The organism is Reyranella humidisoli (assembly GCF_019039055.1).
In the GTDB taxonomy this organism is placed as follows: domain Bacteria; phylum Pseudomonadota; class Alphaproteobacteria; order Reyranellales; family Reyranellaceae; genus Reyranella; species Reyranella humidisoli.
Map to the genome: position 1 here is coordinate 146,074 of NZ_JAHOPB010000001.1, position 20,762 is coordinate 166,835.

At 66.7% G+C, this 20,762-nt stretch carries 20 protein-coding genes; 9 read left to right on the forward strand and 11 right to left on the reverse strand.

What is annotated here, in order from left to right; genetic code table 11:
* Positions 1-7: 7 nt before the first annotated feature.
* The 6 genes from KQ910_RS00755 to KQ910_RS00780 are packed head-to-tail and all read right to left on the reverse strand — an operon-like array spanning position 8 to position 3,538.
* On the reverse strand, positions 8-190 hold the full coding sequence (locus tag KQ910_RS00755) for a hypothetical protein (RefSeq protein ID WP_216956036.1): 183 nt from the start codon (positions 188-190) through the stop codon (positions 8-10).
* A 43-nt stretch (positions 191-233) separates the two neighbouring features.
* Positions 234-1,214: an NAD(P)-dependent oxidoreductase gene (locus tag KQ910_RS00760; protein WP_216956039.1), complete on the reverse strand. Its 981-nt coding sequence runs from the start codon at positions 1,212-1,214 to the stop codon at positions 234-236.
* Between the two features lie 43 nt (positions 1,215-1,257).
* Entirely contained in the window at positions 1,258-1,656 is a 399-nt protein-coding gene (gene hpxZ, locus KQ910_RS00765; protein ID WP_216956042.1) for an oxalurate catabolism protein HpxZ, read from the reverse strand.
* 9 nt (positions 1,657-1,665) lie between these two features.
* On the reverse strand, positions 1,666-3,048 hold the full coding sequence (locus KQ910_RS00770) for an AtzE family amidohydrolase (RefSeq protein ID WP_216956045.1): 1,383 nt from the start codon (positions 3,046-3,048) through the stop codon (positions 1,666-1,668).
* Entirely contained in the window at positions 3,045-3,233 is a 189-nt protein-coding gene (locus KQ910_RS00775) for a DUF4089 domain-containing protein (protein WP_216956046.1), read from the reverse strand. Before KQ910_RS00775 ends, KQ910_RS00770 begins: the two co-directional genes overlap by 4 nt.
* A gap of 44 nt (positions 3,234-3,277) precedes the next feature.
* Positions 3,278-3,538 carry a hypothetical protein gene (locus KQ910_RS00780; protein WP_216956048.1) on the reverse strand — a complete coding sequence of 87 codons (261 nt, stop codon included), beginning with the start codon at positions 3,536-3,538 and terminating at the stop codon, positions 3,278-3,280.
* On the opposite strand from KQ910_RS00780, the gene atzF reads away from it, so the two are divergent.
* Positions 3,509-5,284: an allophanate hydrolase gene (gene atzF, locus KQ910_RS00785; RefSeq protein WP_216956050.1), complete on the forward strand. Its 1,776-nt coding sequence runs from the start codon at positions 3,509-3,511 to the stop codon at positions 5,282-5,284. The two genes, KQ910_RS00780 and atzF, sit on opposite strands and share 30 nt — an antisense overlap.
* Before the next feature lie 70 nt (positions 5,285-5,354).
* Positions 5,355-6,107 (forward strand): SDR family oxidoreductase, encoded by a 753-nt coding sequence (locus KQ910_RS00790; RefSeq protein ID WP_216956051.1) that lies wholly within the window; start codon positions 5,355-5,357, stop codon positions 6,105-6,107.
* A 127-nt stretch (positions 6,108-6,234) separates the two neighbouring features.
* Here the strand turns inward: KQ910_RS00790 and KQ910_RS00795 are convergent, their stop codons facing one another.
* On the reverse strand, positions 6,235-7,329 hold the full coding sequence (locus tag KQ910_RS00795; protein ID WP_216956053.1) for an alpha-hydroxy acid oxidase: 1,095 nt from the start codon (positions 7,327-7,329) through the stop codon (positions 6,235-6,237).
* Between the two features lie 186 nt (positions 7,330-7,515).
* On the opposite strand from KQ910_RS00795, the gene KQ910_RS00800 reads away from it, so the two are divergent.
* Complete coding sequence (locus KQ910_RS00800; RefSeq protein WP_216956055.1) at positions 7,516-9,420, forward strand: ABC transporter substrate-binding protein; 1,905 nt, start codon at positions 7,516-7,518, stop codon at positions 9,418-9,420.
* 162 nt (positions 9,421-9,582) lie between these two features.
* Here KQ910_RS00800 and KQ910_RS00805 read toward each other — a convergent pair whose 3' ends face one another.
* Complete coding sequence (locus KQ910_RS00805) at positions 9,583-12,948, reverse strand: carboxyl transferase domain-containing protein (RefSeq protein ID WP_216956057.1); 3,366 nt, start codon at positions 12,946-12,948, stop codon at positions 9,583-9,585.
* A gap of 25 nt (positions 12,949-12,973) precedes the next feature.
* Between KQ910_RS00805 and KQ910_RS00810 the strand changes: the two genes are divergently transcribed.
* Positions 12,974-13,432: a flavodoxin family protein gene (locus KQ910_RS00810; RefSeq protein ID WP_216956060.1), complete on the forward strand. Its 459-nt coding sequence runs from the start codon at positions 12,974-12,976 to the stop codon at positions 13,430-13,432.
* A 15-nt stretch (positions 13,433-13,447) separates the two neighbouring features.
* Here the strand turns inward: KQ910_RS00810 and KQ910_RS00815 are convergent, their stop codons facing one another.
* The gene (locus tag KQ910_RS00815; RefSeq protein WP_216956063.1) at positions 13,448-14,251 is read right to left on the reverse strand and encodes an SDR family NAD(P)-dependent oxidoreductase; all 804 of its coding nucleotides are present in this window, start codon (positions 14,249-14,251) and stop codon (positions 13,448-13,450) included.
* Positions 14,252-14,346: 95 nt separating this feature from the next.
* Between KQ910_RS00815 and KQ910_RS00820 the strand changes: the two genes are divergently transcribed.
* Genes KQ910_RS00820 through KQ910_RS00830 form a run of 3 tightly spaced genes read left to right on the forward strand, consistent with a single transcriptional unit; the run spans position 14,347 to position 17,333 of the window.
* Complete coding sequence (locus tag KQ910_RS00820) at positions 14,347-14,823, forward strand: tripartite tricarboxylate transporter TctB family protein (protein WP_216956066.1); 477 nt, start codon at positions 14,347-14,349, stop codon at positions 14,821-14,823.
* 4 nt (positions 14,824-14,827) lie between these two features.
* The gene (locus tag KQ910_RS00825; protein WP_216956069.1) at positions 14,828-16,327 is read left to right on the forward strand and encodes a tripartite tricarboxylate transporter permease; all 1,500 of its coding nucleotides are present in this window, start codon (positions 14,828-14,830) and stop codon (positions 16,325-16,327) included.
* Between the two features lie 37 nt (positions 16,328-16,364).
* Complete coding sequence (locus tag KQ910_RS00830) at positions 16,365-17,333, forward strand: tripartite tricarboxylate transporter substrate binding protein (RefSeq protein WP_216956072.1); 969 nt, start codon at positions 16,365-16,367, stop codon at positions 17,331-17,333.
* A 150-nt stretch (positions 17,334-17,483) separates the two neighbouring features.
* Here the strand turns inward: KQ910_RS00830 and KQ910_RS00835 are convergent, their stop codons facing one another.
* Positions 17,484-18,707 carry an acyl-CoA dehydrogenase family protein gene (locus KQ910_RS00835; RefSeq protein WP_216956074.1) on the reverse strand — a complete coding sequence of 408 codons (1,224 nt, stop codon included), beginning with the start codon at positions 18,705-18,707 and terminating at the stop codon, positions 17,484-17,486.
* 9 nt (positions 18,708-18,716) lie between these two features.
* Positions 18,717-19,841, reverse strand: coding sequence for an acyl-CoA dehydrogenase family protein (locus KQ910_RS00840; RefSeq protein ID WP_216956077.1), 1,125 nt, complete (start codon positions 19,839-19,841; stop codon positions 18,717-18,719).
* An 87-nt stretch (positions 19,842-19,928) separates the two neighbouring features.
* Between KQ910_RS00840 and KQ910_RS00845 the strand changes: the two genes are divergently transcribed.
* Positions 19,929-20,273: a DOPA 4,5-dioxygenase family protein gene (locus KQ910_RS00845; RefSeq protein ID WP_216956080.1), complete on the forward strand. Its 345-nt coding sequence runs from the start codon at positions 19,929-19,931 to the stop codon at positions 20,271-20,273.
* 4 nt (positions 20,274-20,277) lie between these two features.
* Positions 20,278-20,760, forward strand: coding sequence for a CinA family protein (locus KQ910_RS00850; RefSeq protein ID WP_216956083.1), 483 nt, complete (start codon positions 20,278-20,280; stop codon positions 20,758-20,760).
* The last annotated feature ends 2 nt before the right edge of the window (positions 20,761-20,762 follow it).

Genomic DNA, 20,762 nt, shown 5'->3' on the forward strand with positions numbered 1-20,762 from the left:
CGCCGGCTCACAACTTCTGTTGCTGCAGCCGGTCGCGGATCGCCCGGTCGCACTGCGCGAGGCTCTCGAAGGGTCCGAGGATGACGTGATCGCCGTCGTCCATCGCATACCAGCCGATCTGGGTGAGGTTGTAGTCGCCCAGATCGTCCTTCGGGACGTGGACGGCGATCAGATCCTTCGGGGTGCGCATCGACTGCACATGCTCCCCGAGACCCGGCTTGGCAACCCTGGCTTCAGGCCCGCCGCGTCCAGCTCGCGACGTTGACCGCACCTGAGGGCACCTCCCCCTTCACCAGCGCCTCAACCTGGCGGACCGTGTCCATCGCCTGGCTCTCGCTGGCGGGCGGGGTCAGGCCGCCGATATGCGGCGTGGCGATCACGTTGGGCAGGCGCGCCAGTTCGGGCGACGGCATCTGGTCGGGCGCCCGGCCGACATCCATCGCCGCGCCGGCGATGCGACCCTCGGTCAGCACCTGCGCCAGTGCCGCTTCGTCGACCAGGTTGCCGCGCGACATGTTGATGAAGAACGCATCCGGCTTCATGCGTGCGAAGGCGGCCGCATCGAGCAGGTTCTCGGTCTCCTCGTTGGCGATGGCCAGGCAGATCACGTAATTGGCCGTGGACAGCAGCTCCTCCAACGGCAGCTTCACGAAGCGCCGGTCGTCGACCTGGGCATAGGGGTCCGATACCAGCACGGTCATGCCGAGTTGCGCGAGGACCGGCGCCAGTTCGCGCGCGATGCGGCCGTAGCCGACGATGCCGACCGTGGCGCCGCCGAGCTGACGGCCGACCTTGATCTCGGGCCTGGCGCCCTCGTGGTAAGCCGTCGCCGCCCGCGTAATGCCGCGCGAGAGATCGACAAGGAAGCCCAGCGTGAGTTCCACCACCGACGGAACGAAGCCCGCTTCCGCGTGGGTCACAAGGACGCCCGCCTTCGTGGCCGCCACAACGTCGATGTTGCGGATGTCGATGGCACTGCGCATCACCACCCGAAGCCCCGGCAGGGTTTCGAAGACGAGCGGCGGTATCGGAGTCGCGCGATCGGCGACGATGAAATCCACGCCGCGCGCCATGCCGATCAAGCCCTGCGCATCGAGCGGCGCGTCACCCTCATGCAACACGACCTCGACCAGCTCCTGAAGGCGCGCAAGCGCGCGGGCGCCGTAGTACTGGCGCCGGGCCAGCGGGGCGTGGGTCAGGAGGAGCTTCTTCATGCCGTCGAGCTTACGACGGCGGTGCGACGGGGGCGCGGGAAAACTAGCTCTTCATCGGCGTCGCCTCGCCCAGCAGCGAGACGTGCGCGGCGACGATGCGCCAGCCTTCGGGCGTGCGCATCCAGGTATGGCTCTGCCGGCCGGGCTTGGCTGCACCGTGGCGCTGGAACTCGCAGTTCGCCGTGCCGAAATCGCGGCCGTAGGTCACGATCCAGAGCTTCAGCAGGTCTCGGTTGGGCACGAACTGCGGATTGCGGCCCGAGCGGAAGGCGGCGATCTGGTCGTGGCCGTAGAGCTGCTCGCCGACGCCATAGCGCAGCGTGTGGGGGCTCTTCCAGAAGAGCTCGTCCAGGACCGCGACGTCATTGCTGTTCAGCGCCGCCTCGTAGCGATTGAACGCGGCCGTCACTTCCGCGACGACTTCGGGAATGTTGATTTCCATTTCGTCTCCTCAGGCGGGCGGCGCAGCGGCCACGCCGAGCTTCTGCAGGTGGGCGGCGACGCGCAGCGCCGCCTGTTCGTTGTAGGGCTTGGCGATGAGCTGCACGCCGATCGGCGGGCCGCCCGGCCGCTGCAGCGGCGCCACGGCGACCGGCAGACCGATGAAGGAGATCGGCTGGGTGAAGACGCCGAGATTGGCGCGCACCGGCAGCTCGACGCCGCCGATCGTCATCATCTTCTGGCCGAGCTTCGGCGCGGTACAGGGCGTGGCCGGTGCCAGGATCACGTCGACCTCTTCGAACAGCCTCAACACACGCGCGCGATACTGGCGGCGAAAACGCTGCGCCTTCACGTACCAGGCGCCGGGTAGCAGCGCGCCCGCCATGAAGCGCTCGCGCGTGTCGGGATCGAAATCCTGCGGCCGCGTGCGCAGGCGCGGAAGGTGAAGCTGTGCGCCCTCGATGGCGGTGATGACATAGGCCGCCGCGCGGGCGGCGGCCGCCTGCGGCAGCACAACGGTCTTCGTAGCACCCAGGGCGCCGGCCACGGTGGCCACGGCTTCGAACGCTTCGGGCTCGCCGCCCTTGGCGAAATAGTCGCCGGCGATCGCGATACGCAGCCCGTCGATGCCCTCCACCAGACGCGGCAGGGTCGGATCGGCCGGGCGGTCCGTGCACACCGGATCGTCCGAGTCCCAGCCCTGCATTGCGTCGAAGGACAGAGCGAGATCCTCGGCCGAGCGGGCGATGGGGCCGAGATGGTCGAAGGAATCGACGAACGGGAACGATCCCGCGCGACTCAGGCGTCCATAGGTCGGCTTCAGGCCGAACAGGCCGCAGAGCGAGGACGGCACACGGATCGACCCGTTGGTGTCTGAGCCCAACGCCAGCGGCACTTCGCCCGCCGCCACCGCCGCGCCCGAGCCGCCGGACGAGCCGCCCGACATGCGCGTCGGGTCGTGCGGGTTGCGGGACGGACCGTAATGGGCGTTCTCGCCGGTAAAGTCGTAGGCGTACTCGCCCATGTTGAGCCCGCCGACCAGGATCGCGCCGGCGGCTTCGAGCTTGCGCACCAGCGCGCCGTCACGCTCTGCCTTCGGCCCGTCGACGTTGATCTTCGACCCTGCGCGCGTCGGCAGGCCGGCGATGTCGAACAGGTTCTTCACCGCGAACGGCACGCCCAGCAGCGGTCCGCGATGGAGGCCGGCGTCGATCTCCGCCGCGCGCTTGCGGGCGCGGGCAGCGACCACATCGGTGAAGGCGTTGATCGTGGGTTCGGCCGCCTCTATGCGCTTCAGGGTGGCGTCGATCACGGCGGCGGCCTTGACCTTGCCGCTCATCACCGCCCCCGCGATCTCAGTCGCGGTCGCCGCCTTCGACAGGGGATCGGTCATGGGCGGAACACCGGGGCCGACATCAGATCGTCTTCGAGTTCCAGATCGAGCAACGGCCGCGCAATCGCCAGCGAACGCTCGACGTTCAGGATCACGTTCGGCAGGTACTCCGGCGCGATCGCGAGGCCCAAGGTCTTCGCGCCCTCCTCGACCAGGCGCGCCACGTCACGTTTCTCTTCGGCCATCGGAGCTTTTCTTTCCTTCGGAATCGCGGGCAACGTGTCGCCCTTCAGACGATATGGAGATCGCGGTGCATGAGCCGGTAGCTTACGCCGAGATCATGCTTGAGTTGCAGAAGAAGCTGCAAGATGGCCGCCCCGGCTTTCATCTCTCCGGATGTGCGATGCTTCATGTCCTGGCCCTCGCTTCGCCTTCCCGTCGACCGGAAGGCAAGGACCGTGCCAATCACTGCGCGCATCTGGCGGCTGCAATCGGCGCGGCGCTTGTCTAAAACCCTTGCATGACAGCCCTCCTCGACCTCGGTGTTCATGCATTGCTCGGCGCCTATCGCGCCGACACGCTCGACGTGCGGCGGACCATCGAAGAGGTGCTGAAGCGCATCGCGCAAGCCGGCGACGACAAGGTCTGGATTTCGCGAGCCGCCGATGCGGATCTTCTGGCGCAGGCCGATGCGCTCGACGCGCGCCGCGACCAGATCGACAGGCTGCCGCTCTACGGCGTGCCCTTCGCGGCCAAGGACAATCTCGACGTCGCCGGCATGGTGACGACCGCCGCCTGTCCCGGCTTCGCCTACGAAGCCAAGACTTCCGCCGAGGTCGTGCAACGGCTCGTCGACGCCGGCGCGATCGTCATCGGCAAGACCAATCTCGACCAGTTCGCCACCGGCCTCGTCGGCGTGCGCTCGCCCTACGGCGTGCCGCGCAATCCATTCGATGCGTCGTATGTTCCCGGCGGTTCGAGTTCGGGCTCGGCGGTCGCGGTCTCCTCCGGCCTCGTGAGCTTTTCGCTCGGCACCGACACGGCCGGATCGGGTCGCGTCCCCGCGGGCTTCAATAACATCGTCGGCCTCAAGCCGACACCAGGCCTGCTCAGCAACGAAGGCATGGTCCCGGCCTGCCGCTCGCTCGACTGCACATCGGTGTTCGCGCTGTCCTGCGCCGACGCCGACGCGATCCTCGCCGTCGCTGCCGAGCCGCACGCGACGCCAACCATCGGCACGAGCTTCCGATTCGGTATCCTCGGCACGAAGGACGCCGAGTTCTTCGGCGATGCCGCCTATGCGACGCTGTATGCGCAGTCGATCGAGCGGCTGAGGGCGCTGGGCGGCACGCCGGTCGAGATCGACTACGCGCCGTTCCGCGACGCCGCACAGCTTCTCTACAGCGGTCCCTGGGTCGCCGAGCGCACCGCGGCGGTGGGTGCCTTCATGGAGAGCGCCGACGAGAAGTCCGGCGTCTGGCCGACGACGCAGCAGATCGTGCTGGGTGGCAGGAAATACAGCGCCGTCGATGCCTTCGAGGGTCAGTACAGGTTGGCCGATCTCAAGGCCCGCGCCTCCGCTGAAATGAAGGGGCTCGACTTCCTGGCCGTGCCGACGGCCGGCACCATCTACAAGCTCAGCGATCTGGAGCGCGAACCGGTGCTCTACAACTCGCATCTCGGCCACTACACCAACTTCGTGAACTTCTTCGGCCTGTCGGCGCTCGCCGTGCCGGCCGGGTTCCGGCCCGACGGCATGCCCTTCGGCATCACCTTGATCTCGAATGCCAATGCCGAGCGCGCCCTGCTCGCCTTCGGTGCGCGCTGGCAACGCGCGGTGCCGCTCCCGCTCGGCAAGACGACGAGCCGGTTGCCACCGCCGGAGACCGATCCGGTGATCGTCGAGGATCGCGTGCCGGTCGCGGTGGTCGGGGCGCATATGAGCGGCCTCCCCTTGAACGGCCAGCTTCTCGAACTGGGCGGCCGGCTGGAGAAGGCTGCCAGGACCGCGCCCGTTTATCGTTTCCATGCCTTGCCGGGCGGTCCGCCGCACCGGCCGGGGCTGGTGCGCGTGGCCGAGGGCGGCGGCGCGATCGAACTCGAAGTGTGGAGCCTGCCCGCCGAAAAGATCGGCGCACTGCTGCGCCAGATTCCCGCCCCGCTCGGCCTGGGCAGCGTCAGCCTGGCCGACGGCACGTCGGTGCCGGGCTTCCTGTGCGAGGCGCACGCCACGGCGGGCGCCAAGGACATCACTTCGCTGGGCGGCTGGCGGGCCTACGTCAGAACCCTCGCCTGAGCCACGGCCCTTCAACTGCGGCATATCGGTCTGCTAGGGTCCGCTCCTTCGAGGAGAGGAAACGAAAATCATGAGTGGAAAGATCGCCGTCGTCACCGGCGCGGGCAGCGGCATCGGCCGCGCCTCGGCGCTCGCCCTGCTGAACAACGGCTACAAGGTCGCGTTGGCCGGCCGCCGCAAGGACGCGCTGGACGAGACGGCGTCGATGGCGGGCAACAACGCGCCCAACGCACTCGCCGTGCCGACCGACGTCACGAAGCGCGACGACATCGTGGCGCTTTTCGCCAGGGTGAAGGCCACCTGGGGTCGCCTCGACCTGGTGTTCAACAATGCCGGCGGCGGCGCTCCGCCTGTACCGCTCGAAGACCTGCCCTACGAGACCTGGCTGAGCGTTCTGGCAGCCAACCTGACCGGTCCGTTCCTGTGCACGCAGGAAGCCATCAAGATCATGAAGGACCAGACGCCGCGCGGCGGCCGCATCATCAACAACGGCTCGATCTCGGCGCACGCGCCGCGGCCCTTCTCGGTCGCCTACACCTCGACCAAGCACGCCATCACCGGCCTCACCAAGTCGACGTCGCTCGACGGCCGCGCCTACGACATCGCCTGCGGCCAGATCGACATCGGCAACGCCGTCTCGCCGATGACCGACCGCATGACCAAGGGTGTGCTGCAGCCCAACGGCACGACCATCGCCGAGCCGCGCATGGACGTGTCGGCGGTGGCCAACGCCATCCTCTACATGGACAGCCTGCCGCTCGACGCGAACGTGCAGTTCATGACCGTGATGGCAACCAAGATGCCGTTTGTAGGCCGCGGTTGAGATAAGCCTCTTCCCCTTTGCGGACGCCGCAAAGGGGAAGTGCCCTCGTCTTACGAGGGCGATGGGGTCATGACCCCTCCGGCGCTGCGCGCCACCTCCCCATTTGAATGGGGAGGCAATTGAAACCTCAGTACCCCTCGTCCTGCAGGTTGAGCAGCGGGAAGGCGCTGTGCACGCCCGTCAGGTTGGTGGGCCAGCTCCTGGCGATGTAGCTCTTGTCGAGCTGCGCCAGCGAGGTGACGCCGAGCAGGCCCATCGCCTCTTTCATCTCTTCCTCGAGCAGCTCGATCACCCGCTCGATGCCCGCCGCGCCGGCCGCGGCCAGGCCGTAGCAATAGAGACGGCCGAGGCCGACCCAGTCGGCGCCCATGCAGATCGCCTTCACGATGTCGCTGCCGCGGCTGAAGCTGCCGTCGACCGCCACCTTGGCACGACCCGCCACCGCCTCGACGATCTCCGGGAGCGCCTCGGCAGAGCCGCGTCCGTGGTCGAGCTGCCGGCCACCATGGTTGGAACAGTAGACTCCCCAGACGCCGTGCTGGCAGGCAAGGTCGGCATCCTCGCCGGTGCCGATGCCCTTCAGCATGAACTTCACGTCGGGGAACTTCTCGCGGACGGCGATGAAGTTCTTCCACGAGAACGCCGCCTGGTGGTCCTGCCCGACTGCCGACGTGCGCCACGATTTCACGAAGCGCTTGGCGATGTCGCGTTCGCGGCGGCTGTACACCTGAGTGTCGACGGTGATGCAGAAGGCGTCGTAGCCCGCGTCCATTGCCTGCTTCACGCGATCCGCGACCCATGCATCGTCGCCGCGCACGTAGAGTTGATAGATCTTGGGGCCGCCACCGCCCTTCACGATGTCTTCAAGCTTCAGCGTCGTGACCGAGCTGATCAGCATCGCGACATTCCCCGCGCCGGCGCCCTGCGCGACCGTGATTCCCCCCCCCGCCTCGAAAGATTCGAGCGATCCGACCGGCGCCAGCATCACCGGCAGGCGGATCTTGCGGCCAAGGATTTCGGAGGACGGATCGATCGACGATACGTCGCGCAGCACACGGGGCTTGAAGGCGATCGTGTCGAGCGCCAGCCTGTTGCGGCGCAGCGTCGTTTCGGTTTCGGTCCCGCCGATCAAATAGTCCCAGATGTTGGGATTGAGCCGGATTTTCGCCGCTTTTACGATCTCGTGTAGCGTCACGAAGTCGTTCTCCAGACCGCTCGCCATGCTTCCCTCGACTCTCGCAGTGGTGGCGGTTTTTTGCGCGTCCTTCGACGCCACGTCAACGTAGCGTCTCGGGGCACTGGCATTGACGATGGCGGCTTCGGACTATTTTATCGCCGCCCGGGCATCCGCTCGGCGGAACCAGCACGGATGGCCCGTGAGACGATGGGCAAGCGGCAAGGACACAAGATGAAGAGACGTGCACTTACGGCGACCCTGCTCCTTGCATTGCTGGGAGGGCCAGCGCTGGCTGCCGATCCGTTGCCTGCAATGAAGGAAACGCCGATGTTCGCCGACCAGGTGAAATCGGGCGCCCTTCCGCCGGTCGACAAGCGCATTCCGCAGCAGCCCTGGGTGGTGAAGGAGTTCGCAGGCGGCGACGGTCCGGGGCGGCAGGGCGGCCAGATCAATACGCTCATCGCCAGTGCGCGCGATACCCGGCTGATGACGGTGTACAGCTACACCCGCCTCATCGTTTACGACGACAAGTTCAAGCTGAAGCCCGACATCCTCGAGAGCTACGAGGAGAAGGACGGCCGCGAATTCACCTTCAAGCTGCGCGCCGGGCACAGATGGTCGGACGGTCAGCCGTTCACCACCGAGGACTTCCGTTTCTTCTGGGAAGACGTCGCCAGCAACAAGGACCTCTCGAGCGGTGGTCCGAACGTCGAACTCCTGGTCGACGGCCAGCCGCCCAAGGTCGAGATCATCGATCCGCTCACGATCAGATACACCTGGGACAAGCCGAACCCGTACTTCATCGAGAGCCAGGCGCGCGCCGCCCCGCTCTTCCTGTTCCGGCCCGCGCACTACCTGAAGAAGTTCCACGCCAAGTACACACCCGAGGCCGAGATACTGAAGTCCGCCAGGGGCGCGCAGCAGAGCTGGGTCTCCATCTACCGGCGACTCGACGTGATGTACCCAAACGACAATATCGACATGCCGACCCTCAATCCGTGGGTTGGCATCACGCCGTCGCCGGCGCAGCGCTTCGTGTATTTGCGCAACCCCTACTATCACCGCATCGACGAGAAGGGGCAGCAGCTCCCCTATGTCGACCGCATGATCTTCACCGTGGCGGCGACCAACCTGGTGCCGGCCAAGGCGGGCCTGGGGGAGGCGGATCTGCAGCCGCGCTATCTCAACATGCGCGACTACACCTTCCTGCAGAAGAGCGCCCAGACCTCGGGCATGAACGTGCGCCTCTGGGAAGCGGGATCGGGCTCGCAGCTCGCGCTCTATCCCAACCTGACGGCCAATGACCCGGAATGGCGCAAGCTGATGCGTGACGTGCGCTTCCGCCGGGCGCTTTCGCTGGCCATCGACCGCGAGGAGTTGAACCAGGTCGTGTATATCGGCCTGGCCAAGCCCTCGAACAACACAATCATGCCGCGCTCGGAGCTGTTCAAGCCCGAGTATGCGACCAAGTGGGCGGACTACGATCCGAAGCTCGCCAACAAACTGCTGGACGAGATCGGCCTGACCAAGAAGGACAGCCAGGGCTTCCGGCTACTGCCCAACGGGCGCCCGGCGACCATCGTGGTCGAGCATGCCAGCGAGGAGACCGAAGACAACGACACGCTCGCCCTGATCGCCGACAACTGGAAGAAGATCGGCATCAAGATGCTGAGCAAGCCACAGACTCGCGACAACCTCCGGCTGCGAACCTCCTCGGGAGAAGCCCTCATGACCGCCTTCGCTGGAGTGGTCACGGCGGCGCCCACGCCCAACACCAGCCCGAAGGAGTTCGCGCCGACCATGCTGGGCAGCCTGCAATGGTCGCGCTGGGGCATGTTCGTCGAGTCGAAGGGCAAGCAGGGCGAGAAGTGCGATCTCGCTTCGGCTTGCAAGCTGCTCGACTACGTCAAGGAATGGGAGACGGGCGCCACCGTCGAGGACCGGCGCAAGGCATGGGACAAGATTCTCACGTCCAATGCCGACGAGGTCTTTTCGATCGGCACCGTGAACGGCGTCCGCCAGCCGATCGTGGTCGGGCCAAAGATCCGCAACGTGCCGAAGGAAGCCTATTATGCCTGGGATCCGGGCGGATATATCGGCCTCTACCAGCCCGACACATTCTGGGTCGCGCAGTAAAAAGAAAGGCCCCTCATCGAGGGGCTTTTTTCTTGGCGACGGTACCGAAGCGAAGGATCCCTCACTGCGTTCGGGATGACACTGTTTTGTGGGATTGGCGCACTGCGAAAATCCCAACAAGTGTGTCATCCCGAACGCAGTGAGGGATCCTTGAACCGACCGTCACCAGGTATCGATGTTCGGCCGCTTCTTGTGACTGTGTGCCGGCCGCGGCTTGGCCTCGAGCAGGGCCGTCGCGATCCAGCGTCGCGAATCGGCGGGATCGATCACCTCGTCGACCTCGAAATAGGTCGCGGTGCTGAGCGCCTTGCCGCGCGCATAAGCGGCCGCGACCATCTTGTCGAACAGCGCACGCCGCTCGTTGGGATCGCTCACCGCTTCGAGCTCTTTGCGGAAGCCGAGCTTCACCGCGCCTTCCAGGCCCATGCCGCCGAACTCGCCGGTCGGCCAGGAGACGGTGAAGGCCGGCGCATGGAAGGAGCCGCCTGCCATCGCCTGCGCCCCCAGCCCGTAGGCCTTGCGCAGAACGATGGTGCCGAAGGGCACGGTGAGGTTGGCGCCGGTCACGAACAGGCGCGAACAGTGACGCACCAGGGCGGTCTTCTCGATCTCCGGCCCGACCATCATGCCCGGCGTGTCGCACAGGAAGAGGATCGGCATGTCGAAGGCGTCGCAGAGCTGCAGGAAGCGCGCGGCCTTGTCGGAGCCATCGCTGTCGATGGCGCCCGCGAGGTGCACCGGATTGTTGGCCACGATGCCGAAGGGCTTGCCCTCGACGCGCCCGAAGGCCGTCACCATGCCGGGCCCGAAGGCTCGGCGCACTTCCAGCACCGAGTCTTCGTCGCAGAGCGTGGCAATGACGTCGCGCACGTCGTAGACCCGTAGCCGGTTCTCCGGGATCGCGCGCCGCAGCAGCCGCTGGTCGGCCGCCCGCCATTCCGGCAGGGCGCCCTGGAAGTAGGACAGGTACTTCTTGGCGACGGCCACCGCCTCGGCCTCGTCCTCGACGGCGATGTCGACCACGCCGTTGGGGACCTGCACCTCCATCGGCCCGACTTCCTCGGGCGAGAAGACGCCGAGATTGCCGCCCTCGATCATCGCCGGTCCGCCCATGCCGATCGTCGAGTTCCTCGTGGCGATGACGACGTCGCAGCAGCCCAGGATCGCGGCATTGCCTGCGAAGCAGCGACCGGAATTGATGCCGACCAGCGGCGCCGTGCCGCTGAGGCGCCCGAAGATGTGAAAGGCCATGGTGTTGAGGCCCGCCACCGACTGAACGTCGATGTCGCCCGGCCGGCCGCCGCCGCCCTCGGTGAAGAAGACCAGCGGGATGCGTTGCTGCTCGACGATCTCGAACAGCCGGTCCTTCTTGTGATGATTGTTCTTGCCCTGCGTGCCGGCCAGCACCGTGTAGTCGTAATGCGCGACCGCGACCCGGCTGCGCTCGGGCCCGAACAGCGAGCCGTTCACCCGCCCGATGCCGGTGATCAAGCCGTCGGCCGGCGTCTTCTCGATCAGGTCCTCGACGGTGCGGCGCGTGCGCTGGCTGGCGATGGCGAAGGCACCGTATTCCACGAAGCTGTTGGGATCGACCAGATCGTCCAGGTTCTCGCGGGCGGTGCGCTGGTTGGTCTTGCGCCGCCGGGCCACCGAGTCAGGCCGCTTCCCGTCGAGCGTCATCGCCCGGCGCTCGAAATACTCCGCGAGATCGGGCCGGATATGATCGAGATCGATCTTCTCCTCGACCGCCGCGCCCTTCACCTCGACATCGGCCTCCTCGACGAAGAGCAGCGCATGACCTTCGTAGACCGTCTCGCCGGCTTCGACGGCAATGCGCCGGACGTAGCCGCGTGCCGGGCTACGGATCTCGTGCTGCATCTTCATCGCATCCATGACCAGCAGCGCCTGGCCCGCCGCCACCGCGTCGCCCTCGGCGACGGAAAGGCTGACGATGGTGCCCTGCATCGGCGCCGGCACCGCGACGGTCCCTTCAGGCGCATCGTTCGCGACGCCGGCCGGCGCCGTCTCGGCTTTCACCTTGCCGAAGGCCAGCACGGCCAGCGGGTCGACGCTGTCGACACGCGCACCGGCTTGCCGCATGCCCCCGGCGACGGGCGCCGCACCCTCGAAGTACAGGCCGGCTTTCAGCTTACTCGCCGTCTCGATCAGGGACGCCGCCTGCTCATCGACAAAGCGCGTATGGACCTTGTCGCTGCGGAAATCGGGATGAGCGATCAGCGCCCGCAGGAAAGCGATGTTCGACGGCGCGCCTTCCAGACGGAAAGCAGCAAGCGCGCGCTCGGCGCGTTGCAGCGCGTCGCCGAAATCGGGCGACGGCGCATGCACGATCACCTTCGCCAGCAGCGAATCGAAATTGGGATTGGTGCGATAACCCGCATAGCCATAGGTATCGACGCGGATGCCCGGCCCCGAGGGCGGCTCGAACGAGGTCAGCGTGCCGCCGCCGGGCTTTGCCGATCCGTCGGCCGTCATGGTCTCCATGTTCACCCGGAGCTGGATCGCGTGGCCGCGCGGTGCGGCCTGCCGGACGCCGGTGTCGTCGAGCGATGCGCCACCCGCGAGCCGCAATTGCGTCTTCACCAGGTCGACGCCCCACACTTCCTCGGTGACCGTATGCTCGACCTGGAGGCGCGGATTGGCCTCGATGAAGCAGAAGAAGTCCGGGGCCGCATCGTCGACGAGGAACTCGAAGGTACCGAGGCTGCGATAGTTCACGGCCGTGGCCATCGTCACCGCCGAATCGACGATCTGCCGGCGCATCGGCTCGGCCAGATGGGGACTGGGCGCCAACTCGACGATCTTCTGGCTGCGGCGCTGGATCGTGCATTCGCGTTCGCCGAGGGCAACGATGCCGCCCTGCCCATCGCCCACGATCTGCACCTCGATATGACGCGCGCGCGCGATCAGACGCTCGGCATAGAGTGCGCCGTTGCCGAAGGCCGCCTGCGCTTCGGCCGAGGCTCGCGCGAAGGCGTCCTCGATGTCCCCCTCCTCCGTGACGATCCGCATGCCGCGGCCGCCGCCGCCCGCGATCGCCTTGATGACGATGCCGGCCTTGCGATGCTTGGCGAAGAAGGCCTTCACGCCTGCCACGTCGACCGCGCCATCGGTGCCGGACAGAACCGGCGCCTTGTTCTTCCCGGCGTGCGTGCGGGCGCGGGCCTTGTCGCCGAACAGATCGAGTTGCTCGGGCGTGGGGCCGACGAAGACGATCCCCGCTTCGGCGCAGGCTTTCGCGAAGGCGGCGTTCTCCGAGAGGAAGCCGTAGCCCGGATGCACGGCGTCGCAGCCGGCCTCCCTCGCGGCCGCGATCACACCGGCGATATCGAGATAGGCAGCGGCCCCGCGTCCCTTGAGCGGCCGCACCTCGTCGACACGGCGGACATGCAGCGAGGTCGCGTCGTCTTCCGAATGGACGCCCACCGTGGCGATGCCGAGTTCGGCGGCGGCCTGGGCGATGCGGATGGCGATCTCGCCGCGATTGGCGATCAGGAGTTTCTTGAGCATATCGGCGTGGGGTAGAACCCCCTCCATGTCTAAGAGGCTGCTCATTGTGGCGCACGCCCCGTCGGAGAACACCCTCTCCCTGCGGGACGCCGTGGAACGCGGCGCGCGCAGCGAAACAGGGATCGACGTCCGCGTCGTGGCCCCGCTGCTGGCCGGCCCCGACGACGTGCTGGCCGCGCAGGCCGTGATCCTCGGCACCACAGAAAACCTGGGCTACATGAGCGGCGCCCTGAAGGACTTCTTCGACCGCAGCTACAATGCCTGCCTGGAGAAGACGCAAGGCCTGCCCTGTGCCCTCTACATCCGGGCCGGCAGCGACGGCACCGGCACGCGCCGCGGCGTCGAGACGATCCTGACCGGCCTGCGCTGGCGCGCCGTCCAGGAGCCCCTTCTGTGCAAGGGCCCCTGGCAACCCGCCTTCGTCGAGCAATGCGAGGAACTGGGCGCGGCCATGGCGGCCGGCCTTGCAGCCGGCATCTTCTGACCTACTGGCCCCGAATCACTGCGCCGTGTACCCCCCGTCGACGACGAGGCCCGAGCCGGTCATGAAGCCGGCATCATCCGACGCCAGGAACACGATGCCCTTGGCGATGTCCTCGGCGACGCCCAACCGGCCGATCGGGTGCATGGTCAGCGAGGTCTTGCGCGTCGCCTCGGTGTCGTTGGTACCGAGCGCGCGGGCCCGCATCGCGAAGGTCTGCTGGCCCATGTCGGTGTCGATGACGCCGGGATGCACCGAGTTCACGCGGATGCGGTAGCCCTTGCGGCCGAACTCCAGCGCCGTCGACTTGGTGAACAGCGTGACGCCGCCCTTGGTCAGCGAATAGAGGGGATCGAGCTGGGAGCCGACGAGGCCCGCCACCGACGCGAGATTGACGATCGCCGAACCGTGCGCGCTCTTCGCGCCACTGGTCTTGAGATGCGGCAGCGCGATGCGCGTGCCCAGCACGACGCCCGTCAGGTTCACGGCGACGAGCTTGTGCCACTCGTCCATCGAGGCGTCCTCGACGCCCTTGCCGACGAAGATGCCGGCATTGTTCACCAGGATGTCGAGGCCGCCGAACTTCTTCACCGTGGCGTCGATCGCGGCCGTCCAGCTCGCCTCCTGCGTCACGTCGAGGGGCACGAACATCGCCTGACCGCCCGCCGCCTCGATCTCCTTCACCGTCTGGCGGCCGCGCTCCTCGAGCACATCGCCGATCGCCACTTTGGCGCCGACGCTCGCCATCAGCTTCGCGGCCTCACCGCCGATGCCGCGTGCGGCGCCTGAGAGAAATGCCACTTTGCCGTCAAGCCTGTTCATTCGTTTCCTCCTCGAGGGCCGCGTGTTGCGCCCGTGCTGTTTGCGGCTATGCTGCCTCCCAGTACAAGGAAAGAAAATAGGGAGGGCCGCCAGGCATGCGCCAGGGACGGCTTGTCGCGACGGGTGCGATGCTGGCCTTTTGCCTGTTCGCACTCTGGCAATCATTGTTGCTGTCGCTGACCGACCGCCTGGGCCCCGGCCCGGGCTTCTTTCCGTTCTGGCTGGCGCTGATCGGCATCGTCCTGTCCCTCGCCCTGTTCGTGTCGATCTGGCGCGAGCCGCAACCCGCCGCCCAGGATGCGCCGGGCGAAGAGGTTCGGATCCTGCCGCATGGCTGGGGCGCCATGCGCTGCTTCGCCATCATCGGCCTGCTGGCAGCAGTCACCATGGCCATGGAATTCGTGGGCTTCCGCATCGCCATGCTGGTCTTCAACGCCGCGCTGGTGATCGCGCTGGGCGAGCGCCGCTGGTGGCTGATCGCCGTCTTCGCCGTGCTCGGCAGCTTCGGCGTCCATTACCTCTTCACGACGTGGCTGGACGTTCTCCTGCCGACCGGCCAGTTCGGGATATAGACACATGGAAGCCCTCGGCCATCTGCTCCAGGGCTTCGCGGCGGCGCTGACGCCCGGCTATCTCCTCTACGCCTTCGTCGGCTGCATGCTGGGCACCCTGATAGGCGTGCTGCCCGGCCTCGGGCCGGCGGCGGGAACGGCAATCCTGATCCCGCTCACCTTCAGCCTCGACGCGACCGGCGCCATCATCATGCTGTGCGCCATCTATTACGGCGCGATGTACGGCGGCACCATCACCTCGGTGCTGATCAACGTGCCGGGAGAAGCCGCCTCGGTCGTGACCTGTATCGACGGCCATCAGATGGCCAAACAGGGTCGTGCCGGATCGGCACTCGGCATCGCGGCCATTGGCTCCTTCGTCGGCGGCACGCTGGCCACCGTGGCGCTGGTCGCGGTCGCCATGCCGCTCGCCTCGCTGGCCCTGAAGTTCGGCCCGGCGGAGTTCTTCGCCCTCATGGTGGCCGGCCTCTGCCTGGTCGTGGGCCTCGCCGGCAACAACATGCTGGCCGCCCTGCTCATGACGGTGATCGGGCTCCTGTTCGCCATGATCGGCGTCGATCCGGTGCGCGGGGCCCCCCGCTTCACCTTCGGCGTCGAGGAACTCTATGACGGCATCGGCTTCGTGCCCGTGGTCATGGGTCTGTTCGGCGTCGCCGAGCTGCTGCTGGCCGCCGAGAAGCGGCAGACCCACATGGTCGAGGCCGAACTCAAGAGCTGGATGCCGACAAAGGCCGAGTGCCGGCAGTCCGTGGGCGCCATCGGCCGCGGCACGGTCGTGGGCTTCGTGCTGGGGCTCATTCCCGGTGTCGGCGCGATCGTGCCGACCTTCATGGCCTACGTGCTGGAAAAGCGCGTCTCCAAGACACCCGAGCGCTTCGGCAAGGGTGCGATCGAGGGCGTGGCCTCGGCCGAAACGGCCAACAACGCCTACGCCAATGCCTCGATGGTGCCGCTTCTGGCACTCGGCATCCCCAGCTCGCCGACTATCGCGGTGCTGATGGGCGCCTTCATCGTGAACGGCATCACACCGGGCCCCTTCCTGTTCAAGGAGCAGCCGCAGCTGGTGTGGACGGTAATCGCCAGCTTCTTCGTCGGCAACGCCCTGCTGCTGATCCTCAACCTGCCGCTGGTCGGCCTCTGGGCCAAGCTGCTGAAGATCCCGTTCAGCTACATGTGCGCGGGCGTGCTGATCTTCTGCGTGATCGGCGCCTACGGCCTGAAGCAGAGCCTGTTCGACGTCTGGGTCATGCTGGGCTTCGGCATCCTGGGCTATCTGCTGCGCAAGCTCGACTTCCCGATCGCGCCGGCGATTTTGGCGCTGATCCTGGGCCCGATGATGGAAAAATCGCTGCGAACGACGCTCGAGATCTCCGGCGGCAGCTTCGGCATTTTCTTCGACCGCCCGGTCGCCCTCGCCCTGCTCGCCATTCCGGTGATCGTGATCGCCTTCCTGCTGTTCAAGCCGCGCTCGCTGGCGCCGCTCAGGGAGAGCGACATCGAATAACGCGCGTTCCAGTCGTCAAACAAAGGGAGGAATAACAATGCTCATTCGTCGCCGCACCCTGCTCGCCGCCACGGCCGCCACGGCCGTGGCCGGCCCCGCCCTCGCGCAGAACTACCCGCGCCGTGCCGTCCAGTTGATCGTCGCCTTTCCGGCGGGCGGCAGCACCGACGTCGGTGCCCGCATCCTCGCCGCGGCGGCCGAGAAGGACCTCGGCCAGACCATCACCGTCGTCAACAAGGCTGGTGCCGGCGGCCAGATCGGCTTCACCGAGGTCGCCCGCGCCCGGCCCGACGGCTATACGCTGGGCTTCCTCAACCTCCCGGCTGTCAACACCATCATCCTCGATCCGGAGCGCAAGGCGGCGTTCAACGTCGACAGCTTCATTCCCATCGTCAATCAGGTGCTCGATCCCGGCCTGATCTGGGTCAAGGGAGACAGTCCCTACAAGACGCTGGCCGACCTGACGGAAGCGGCCCGCAAAGCGCCCGGCAAGATCAGCGCCTGCACCACCGGCATCCTGAGCGACGACCATCTCGCCATCCTGATGGTCCAGGAGGTCGCCAAGTGCGAGTTCCGCATCGTCCATTTCGACGGCGGGGCGCAGCAGATCACCGGCGTGCTCGGCGGGCATGTCGACTGTGCCTTCGACAATGTCGGCGGGGTCTTCAAGCGCGTGCAGTCCGGCGAGGTGCGCGGCCTCGCGGTCACCGACGTCGAGCGCTCCAAGTTCCTGCCCCAGGTGCCCTGCACCAAGGAGCTGGGCCTGCCGACGGTGATCTCTTCCTCGACTCGCGGCGTGGGCGCACCCAAGGGCACGCCGGCCGACGTCGTGAAGGTGATCGAGACCGCCTTCCTGAAGGCGATCAAGTCACCGGAGATGCTGCAGAAGATGGACGCGGTCGGGCTTGCGCTGAAGCCGATGGTCGGTGCGGAGTATGCGAAGTACTACGCCGACACGCAGGCGCAGGCGAAGAAGTACACGGAGTGGGCTCTGAAACAACGTTAGTTGTTTGAGAGCGGTGGGCGGCAGCGCTTGTAACCAAGCGCGAGAGCCCACACCGCACAGAATGGATAAGGATCAAGATTCTTATCTATTCTGCACCGCGCGAGCTCTCGCGCTTGACTACAAGCGCTGACGCTCGCCCAAGCTGACGCGCTATGAGCGCGTCAGCTTGTTGAACGGCACGTCCTTGTCGACACGGATGTCGGCAGGCAATCCCAGCACGCGCTCGGCCACGATGTTGCGCAGGATCTCGTCGGTACCGCCGGCGATGCGGAAGCCCGCGCCGCCGATCCACTGGGCCTGGAAGCCTGCCGCGAACGGCACGTCCTCCTTCATGATGCCGGCATGGCCCATCAGCTCCATGGCGAAGGCGCCCATGTCCTGCATCTTGGGCGCCGCCACGATCTTGATGATCGAGGATTCCGGCCCCGGCGTCTGGCCCTTCGAGAGCGCCGTCAGCGTGCGATAACGCGTAAGCTTCAGGCCCTGCTGCTGGACGTACCAGTCAGCAATCTTTGAGCGGACCTGCTGGTTGCGGATCGCCGCCCCGTCCTCCAGCTCCGTCTCGCGCGCCAGTTCCATCAGCTCGTCAATGTCGAGACCGCCCGAGGGCAGGCCGACGGCCAGACGCTCGTTCATCAGCGTGGTGAGCGCGGCCTTCCAGCCCTCGCCCACCTTGCCGAGCCGCTGGCTGTCGGGGATGCGCACGTTGGTGAAGAACACCTCGTTGAAGTTGGCGCCGCCCGACATCTGCTTGATCGGACGGACCTCGACGCCGGGGCTCTTCATGTCGAGGAAGAACATGGTGAGACCGGCGTGCTTGGGGACATTCGGATCGGTGCGGGTGATGACGATGCCGAAGTCGCAATAGTGCGCGCCCGACGTCCACACCTTCTGGCCGTTGATGATCCAGTCGTCGCCATCACGCTCGGCCTTGGTGCGGATGCCGGCCACGTCGGAGCCGGCGGCCGGCTCGGAGAAGAGCTGGCACCAGACTTCCTTTCCGTGCAGCGCCGGCTTCACGTAGCGCTGTAACTGCTCAGGCTTGGCATAGGCCATCATGGTCGGGATGCACATGCCCAGCCCGATGTCGAAGAAGCCGAGCGGCACCAGATAGTTCGCCTCTTCCTGCTGGTAGATCACCTGCAGGATCGGCGAGCCGCCGCGGCCGCCGAATTCCTTCGGCCAGGTGATGCGGGCGTAGCCGGCCTTGGCCTTCTTGTCCTGCCATTCCTTGGCCTTCTGGAGCAACTCGGGATCGTCGTTGCGCGCGCGGAAGCTCTGCTTGTCGTCGCTCTTGCGCGTCGCGTTGGCGTCGAGCCAGGTGCGCACTTCCTTGCGGAAGGCGGCTTCTTCTGAGGTGTCGTTGAAATCCATCGTTCCCTCCTAGGCCGCGTTCTTTTGTTCGAGACGCGTCACCAGCTTGTCCTTCCACGCCATCGGGCCGCCGATCGACAGCGCCAGCAGGCGCGAGCGGCGGTAGTGGAATTGCGTGTCGGCCTCCCAGGTGAAGCCGATGCCGCCATGGGTCTGGATGTTCTCCTTGGCCGCGAAGTCATAGGCCTCGGTCGCCGCGATGCGCGCCGCCGCCGCCGCCAGCGGCAGGTCGGCGCCGCCCTCGGTGAGCATCATGGCGCCGTAATAGGCGTTGGAGCGCGCCAGCTCGAGCTTAACGTAGCAGTCCGCCAGCTTGTGCTTGATCGCCTGGTAGGAGCCGATGGCACGACCGAAGGCGTTGCGCTGCAACGCGTAGTCGCGCGCCATCCACATCGCCGCCTCGGCGCCACCCACCTGCGCGAAGGCGAAGTAGACCGCCGCCGCATCGTAGAGCCGTTCCAGCAGGCTCCAGCCCTCGCCCTCGGCGCCGAGCAACTCGGCCGAGGCATCGGTGAAGGTGAGCTCGGCATGCTTGCGCGCCGGATCGATCGTCTCGATGCGCTTCTTCGCGACGGCCTTCTGCGTGAGATCCACGATCACCAGAGAAACGGCACGATCGCCCGAGCCGCCCGTGTTGGCGAGCGCGATCGCGAAGGTTGCGGCCTCGCCGTCGGTCACCGGCAGCTTCTTGCCGTTGAGACGACCGCCGCCGAACATCGTGCGGATGTTGCGCGGCTTGGGTGGCTGGGCGCCCTCGGCGATGGCCAGCGTGCCGATCGCCTTGCCCGACGCGAGTTCGGGCAGCCACTTCTTCTTCTGCGCGTCCGAGCCTGCGAGCTTCAACGCTTCGGTCGCCAGCACGACCGAAGAGTCGAATGGCACCGGGGCGGCGGCGCGGCCGATCTCCTCGGCGACGACGCAGACCTCCAGCGGCGACAGGCCCATGCCGCCATAGGTCTCGGGGATGCCAAGGGCCGGCACGCCGAGATCGACGAGGCCCTTCCAGACATCTTCCGCATGGGTTTCGGAACCGTCGAGCACGCGCCGCACCACTTTGGTGGGGCACTTGTCGGCGAGGAATTTGCGAACCTGCTCCTTGAGCAGCTTCTGGTCGTCCGAGAAATCGAAGTTCATGATGCCTGACCCTAGCAAGCCTGCTCCGCTCGGGGAACGGCTCTGGGTTCCGACAGGCGGGTTGTGAAGCGCATTATGGTGAACGTCATGAACACTGACCAAATCAAGGACTGGCACGCGCACGTCTATTTCGACGACGCCTCGCGCGACGTGGCGTGGGCGTTGCGCGAGCGTATCGAGAAGACCTTCCCCATCGAGATGGGCCGCTTCCATGAGAAGCCGGTCGGGCCGCATCCGCGCTTCAGCTACCAGGTCGCCCTGAAGAACGAACAGTTCCTCCCGGTCATGTCATGGCTGACGCTGAACCGCGGAGAACTTACGGTGTTCATTCATCCCAACACGGGGCACGATCTGGAAGATCATCGCGACCGCGCGATCTGGATGGGCCAGCAGGTGCCGCTGGTCCTCGACATTTTCACGAAGAAGGATTGACCCCATGGACTCCCTGCTCCCGCTTGCCCAGCGCGTCGGCGAAAAACTGAAGGCCCGCAAGGAAACCGTCGGCATCTCGGAATCGTCGGCCGGCGGTCTCGTCTCCGCCGCGCTGCTCGCCGTGCCCGGCGCCTCGGCCTATTTCATGGGCGGCGCCGTGGTCTACACGCGCCCGGCCGGTGACGCCTTCCTCGCCGTGCCGCGCGAAAAGCGTGCCGGCGTGCGCTCCTCGTCCGAGCCGTGGGCGCTTCTGGCGGCCGAGCATGTGCGCGGGCGCCTCAAGACGACCTGGGGTCTTGCGGAGACCGGTGCATCCGGCCCGACCGGCAATTCCTACGGCGATCCGGCCGGCCACACCTGCGTTGCCGTCGTCGGCGCCCACGGCAGCATCGCGCGCACCCTGCGCACCGGCTCCGACGACCGCGTCGCCAACATGCGCGCCTTCGCCGCCGAGGCGCTCAAGCTGCTGGACGAACAGCTTTCCTGAGA